Raw genomic sequence first — 5655 nt, 5'->3', positions numbered from 1 at the left:
CGCCGAAGTCTTAGGCGCACCTGATGTGATACTCGTCAGCAAAGATAGTATCCTCGCCTCTGCTAATAATACGTTATGGACGGCGAAAACAATAGTCAGGCAGTCAGGCGCTACCCAGTCGGATGTGGTGGCAGGGAGTTATACGCTGACGGCAAATACGATTGACACGCTTTCAGGAGTTGGTGGTCAAGCCGATCAGTCAGGCTTACATATCAGTGCCAATACCAAACCTGTGGCGATACAAGCCCAAGGCGGTGAGTTGCAATTACATAGTCAGCAAGGTATGACGATTGGTAGTGAGTCAGGACAAGTAAATATCTCTAGTCCGAAGCGGATTAAGCTGCAAACCAGTGGCGGCGCATCCATCACGATAGATGACAGTGGTATTAAGTTGGTGTGTCCGGGAACGATTAAAGTTAAGGCGGTGAAGAAGGAGTTGATGGCTGGAAGGCAAGTGAATGCGCCAGTTATTTCTTTGCTTAAGTCAGGATTATTTAGTAAAGCTTTTGATCTAAAGAAACTGTTGCCACAAGATTCAATAGATCAAGGTATCAGTTACAAACTAATCAATCATACGCAAGGTACCGAGATTGAGGGACAGCTTGATCGAGAGGGGCAAACGTTAAGAGTGTTTGGTGATAAGGCTGAGAAAGTCGAATTAGAGCTTCTTGGTAATGTTAATCACAAAGGAGAGATTAAGATCACTGACGTATCAGATCAGATAGAGTGCGATGATTGCTCTATTGAAGACCTATTTGAAGATTGTGGTGACAATCATGCACATGATGACGACGGCTTTGGTTATTAACATTTTTTATAGAGTAAATTTATAGGATAATCTATGTACTTATTTAATAATAAAAATATTCCTCTTTTTTTTGTAGGCATTTTTATAACACCGCTTACCAGTGTAGCTCAAACAACAAATGAACAAGATTATGAAAATTACAGAGATAGTATACCAGTTGTCCAGCTCAAAATGATTTCTCGTTCAAAAGATGAAAAAAATGGACCTTTAGGACAAACCCATATAGTAGAACATATAAGTTATACCGATAAATTAAATAAAGAATTAACAGATAATAAGGTTCCTTTTCAGTACTTAACTTATGAGTATGGCGATGGAAAATTTGACACTTATCCATTTGAGCTAGTGAATGAAGTATTACCAACAATAGAAGGTATTAATCCTGATTACGATAGAAGATATGACAAAGCATTCCAAAAAATGATTTTTAAACTTTTCAGCCCTATTGATCTTACTAAAAAAGAAATCTATGCAATGGGATCACAGCGAGAAGGAGTATACATACAAGATATAAATACTAATAAGAAGTATGTATTTAATAAAATTTGCTTTGATAGTAAATGTGCTTTAGGGCAAGTTTTTTATATATTTAATCCGCGAAACTATGATATGACAGGTATGCTATACGATGGTTGTTCCTTTATCAGGGATAATATAACTGGCAGCGATATGCGTACAAAAAAACTTTTAGAAAAGTATATTGCTTCACAAAATGCTTTAGATTACAGCTATGCTCCTGAAGCTTGTAGAAAGAGATCTTCAATAGCGAAGGGAGAATAATATGAGCTCATTAATAAAGCCAGTTAAAGGAGCGACCTATACCCCTAATAGAGTAGGATATATTGGAGCTGTTTCTAGACAAGAATCATCTTCGGATCTACGTTACTCTTATACCTATACTGGAAAAAACAAAGAAGGCAAGGACGTAGACAATCCTGCATCTGTTAGAAGATTAAATCCTTGGGATTATGTAGGGCTATTTCAATTTTCTGAAATAGCTTTAGAAGATGTAGGTTGTTATATAAAAGATGGAACTAGAGACGGTACATATCAAGATTGGGGAAAGAAAAAAAATAAATACTGGACAAACAAGTATGGTGCTTCATCGTTTGATGTTTTTAAAAATAGTGGTGAAATACAAATGAAAGCAATTCAATACTGGATTGATCGTTTATGCGGCTATATGAGAAATAAAAATGCAAATGAATTTTATGGTAAAACTATCACAAAAGCAAAAAATCTCGATTCTTTTGAAGTTACAGAATCAGGAGTCATTGCAGCCAGACACTTAAAAGGCGATGATGCAGTAATAGCATTTTTAACATCAAATGGAAGAACTAACGAAGTTGATGGTAATGGCACTAGTGTTGGTAAATATATGAGTCTGTTTGCTCACTATGACATTCAAAGTTGTTGTAAACGAAAAATATACGTAAAGATTGTAGATGCTAAAAAGGTTGGTATTCCCAACAAAGAAGTTGAAATCAGCTCTGAATTTAAGGGTAAATTTAATCTAGGTAAAATAGTAGTTACTCATAAAACTGATAAAGAAGGTAATTTACCAGTAATAATTAGACATCCAGAAACGAAAATTCAGTTGAAAATAGATGGGAATCTTGTTGAAACAATAATTCAAAAAGCAGATCAGATACAAGGTTATGAAATAATTTATCTAGGTAAGAATAACTACTCATCTATACTATCAGAACATAAAAAAGCGGAAGCTACTCAAGAGAGTAATGATAGCAATAGTAATACCAATAGTGATAAAACAAGTAGTTCAGAACAAAAGGACGACGGCACTGCTAATATTATTATTGACGAAGTAACTTTCAACATCAAGCTAGTCGAAGGCGACACAGACAAACCTTTACCAAACACAACCTATCACCTTGAGTACAAGAACAATATCAAACCCCATAAAACGGATGACTCAGGTATCGACTCAGGCATAAAAGCTGATGTCAGTCAATCTATTGGCGTCTACCTTGACGATGACGGTGGTAAGAAACAATCTATTTACAGCATGGCATTCCCTGTCACAGGAGACTTGAACGGACAGACCAAAGTATTAAAAGTTCCTATCGTCGCCTTTAACATTAAGTTTGTTAATAACAATAACCAACTCATACCGCATTACGAATTTAAAATCCTATACCGTGGCAGACAATCTGCTATAAAGAGAGCTAACAGTCAAGGTATTAGCACTATTAAAGCCCTTGCTGGTCAAAAACTTACCCTCGTCGATGGACAAGGTAGAGCTCAAACAACCGCCATCGTTACCTATGCTTCTAAACAATGGACTATAATGATAGGTAAGGACATCACCGAAGAAGATATCAGCGATGTGTCAGATGCCTTGAATCAAGAAACACCGACTACTCCAGAAACGAGCAAACAAGATGTCACGCCAAAACCTCAAGCAGAGCAAGATCCTGTCATTAAAATAGAAAAACCAAAAGTAACAGAGATTGAAAAAAAGACAGAAACAGGACCGACGCTTGAGGTTTCATTAGATGAAGCTAAAATTACCATAAAATTTATTGATGAATCTACAAATAAGCCGTTATCGGGGCTTTCATATATTACTCAATCTACTAAATACGGTAAAAACACTTCAGTGACGGGTAGTGATGGTACGAGAGGCCGTACGCATGATTCAGATGTCGGTATCCTCATTAAAGTATTAGTCAATGAGAACGGCAAAGAAATCGAAAAAGGTACTATCATCGCTAATAGTGATAAAAACGGTGTTGCTTATGTTTATAAGGCTAAGAAACCTGATATAGCTTGGTGCAATCCTTTAGATAAATGTGTAGTTAGAACTGCTCGTTTATCTTCGAGAAAAGCTGCTACATATGGTCGTGTAAGAAGCGGTGGTACAAGAAACCATCAAGGTATAGATTTTCGTGCAATTCCAGGAGTACCGATCAAAGCTGTTGCTAATGGCAAGGTTACTGTTATTAACGAGTCTTACAAGAGTAAAGAAAACTTTGGAGCATATCTTGTATTAGAATGTGAATTAAGTATCTTACCAGAGCCACAAAAGTCTTATGCTAAGAAAAACATTAAAGGAAATAAAGTATGGTTTTTTTATGCTCATCTTAGTCAAATAAATACTGAATATAAAAATAAAGATGTAACTGCAGGTACAGTTCTAGGTAAAACTGGAGCTAGCGGTAATGCTAGAGGTATGACTACTATCGCTAGTGGAGCACATTTACATTTCGAAGTTAGGCACGTTTCTACAGGCAGTCCTGGCAAAGGATTGGTAGGCAGGTTTGACCCTTTGCCATTTTTCCCAGAAATTCCTTCAGCTTGATGAGCTGAAGTTACTATTGGTATCTATTAAATTTTGGATAGTTAATTATGCAATATAGAATCGCTTTTACAATTTTTTTTACTATATTAGTTAGCGCATGTAATAATAACGCTACTACGCAAAACCCAGATGTCCAAACTGCCAAAACTCAAACCGAAAAACCTTATCAGGAAGCTCAAGGTGATGAAGCAAGAATTCAACAACATACAAAAACTCAAGACACTAAATTACAAAATCAACAGAAACCTCTCATTATAAAGGAAGTTAAAGTAGGTGAAACTATTAGTTTGGATAGTATTAAAGGTATATCTAGTTTTGAAAATGAGCTAAAAGAGATATCAGTTGTTGGAGATTGTGGAGGCTTTCTTGCTCAAGAAGAAAGTGAATATGAAAGCATCTTTCAATATGGGAATATGGCAGTGAACGTAATGGACGGTCAAGGGGTTGTATCAAAAGTTATTGGATTTCCTGATAATTTCAAGTTCAATTACAAAGGACTTGTAGTTGATAGCAACTTTACGCCCAAAGATTTAGAATATAACGACTTTGAAGTCTTGGAAAATGAACTTAGTTCGTCACAAGAAATAATAGGTATTGAGTTTACAGATATAGAAACAGTTTACGACACTTTGTTTAGTTTACGGGAAAATAATAGTGACGATTTATTTTATTTATATTTTTTAAATGACAAGGCTGTCGCTTTAGAGGTTATCGTACAATGTTAATTAATAAATAATTTTGAAATGATTGGTTTAAATTTCTTGTACTTATTCTCTTATTATAGATATTACAACGTCAATCTTTTGGTGCAAACATAAGTATATATATTTAAGTCTAATTCACGATGTTTCCAATGTTGTTACTCATTTTACTGCTATATGTATAATCGGTATAGAGCTTGATAGTGACACCGTCGCCTCAGCCTCATCGAGCTACTCATCCTCCGTTACCGATGACGGCTTGCACAGCACCATCACCACCCCTGTCTGGTCAGGCATCAGGCATCAGCCCTCACGATGACGGCACTACCCCGCCCCTGCGCGCATTACAATTATCCTCGGGTGCTTCGCATGGCTGGCAGTTTGCGCCGAGACTTGGACAATCGGTACTGCTTAACCACTGGTACGGTGATATCGACAGTCCGGTCATTAGCCGCGCACTGTTCGACGGTATCGGTATGGGCGATGTCGATGAGAAAGATATCACCACTCGCGATGCTGGGTTATCGAATAGACATAACTTGCAAGGCGGCGCATCCCCCAGATGGCATGGTGGTGGCCTCGGTCATTCGCAAATTAATGACGATGACAGCCACAGTGGCTGGATATCGGGTATCGCCCAGTATGGACTTAGCTCCGATTCTGAGGTCGCTTTTAGCTTTGATGACACGCCCAAGCAGATAGGACTACAGTGGTCGGTGAATACAGGCAGCAAAGCCAACGCTGAAACGCCAACCATCACTTCTAGCGCCACCTTTGCCCCTGATGAGCATATATTAGAGCTTGGCGTACTGCGTCATCGTTAT

At 37.6% G+C, this 5655-nt stretch carries 5 protein-coding genes; all 5 read left to right on the top strand.

Features of this window, described 5'->3' with window-relative positions:
• Positions 1-808, top strand: an 808-nt coding sequence (locus tag CAN34_RS01005; protein WP_121509211.1) for a DUF2345 domain-containing protein, incomplete at its 5' end; no start/stop codon positions are given.
• 33 nt (positions 809-841) lie between these two features.
• Positions 842-1588, top strand: a complete 747-nt coding sequence (locus CAN34_RS01000) for a hypothetical protein (RefSeq protein WP_089554061.1) — start codon at positions 842-844, stop codon at positions 1586-1588.
• A 1-nt stretch (position 1589) separates the two neighbouring features.
• Entirely contained in the window at positions 1590-4130 is a 2541-nt protein-coding gene (locus tag CAN34_RS00995) for a M23 family metallopeptidase (RefSeq protein WP_089554060.1), read from the top strand.
• Between the two features lie 47 nt (positions 4131-4177).
• A complete protein-coding gene (locus CAN34_RS00990) occupies positions 4178-4855 on the top strand; it encodes a hypothetical protein (protein WP_089554059.1) in 678 nt (225 codons plus the stop codon).
• 179 nt (positions 4856-5034) lie between these two features.
• The coding region (locus CAN34_RS00985) for a hypothetical protein (protein ID WP_254423040.1) at positions 5035-5655 on the top strand (621 nt) is incomplete at its 3' end.

The sequence above is a fragment of the Psychrobacter sp. DAB_AL32B genome, assembly GCF_002224105.1.
In the GTDB taxonomy this organism is placed as follows: Bacteria; Pseudomonadota; Gammaproteobacteria; order Pseudomonadales; family Moraxellaceae; genus Psychrobacter.
This window is presented reverse-complemented; position numbering and strand designations above follow the sequence as displayed.

Coding starts and splice junctions, on each gene's coding strand:
- CAN34_RS00995 (WP_089554060.1), top strand. CDS start 1,590: ATGAGCTCATTAATAAAGCCAGTTAAAGGAGCGACCTATACCCCTAAT.
- CAN34_RS01000 (WP_089554061.1), top strand. CDS start 842: ATGTACTTATTTAATAATAAAAATATTCCTCTTTTTTTTGTAGGCATT.
- CAN34_RS00990 (WP_089554059.1), top strand. CDS start 4,178: ATGCAATATAGAATCGCTTTTACAATTTTTTTTACTATATTAGTTAGC.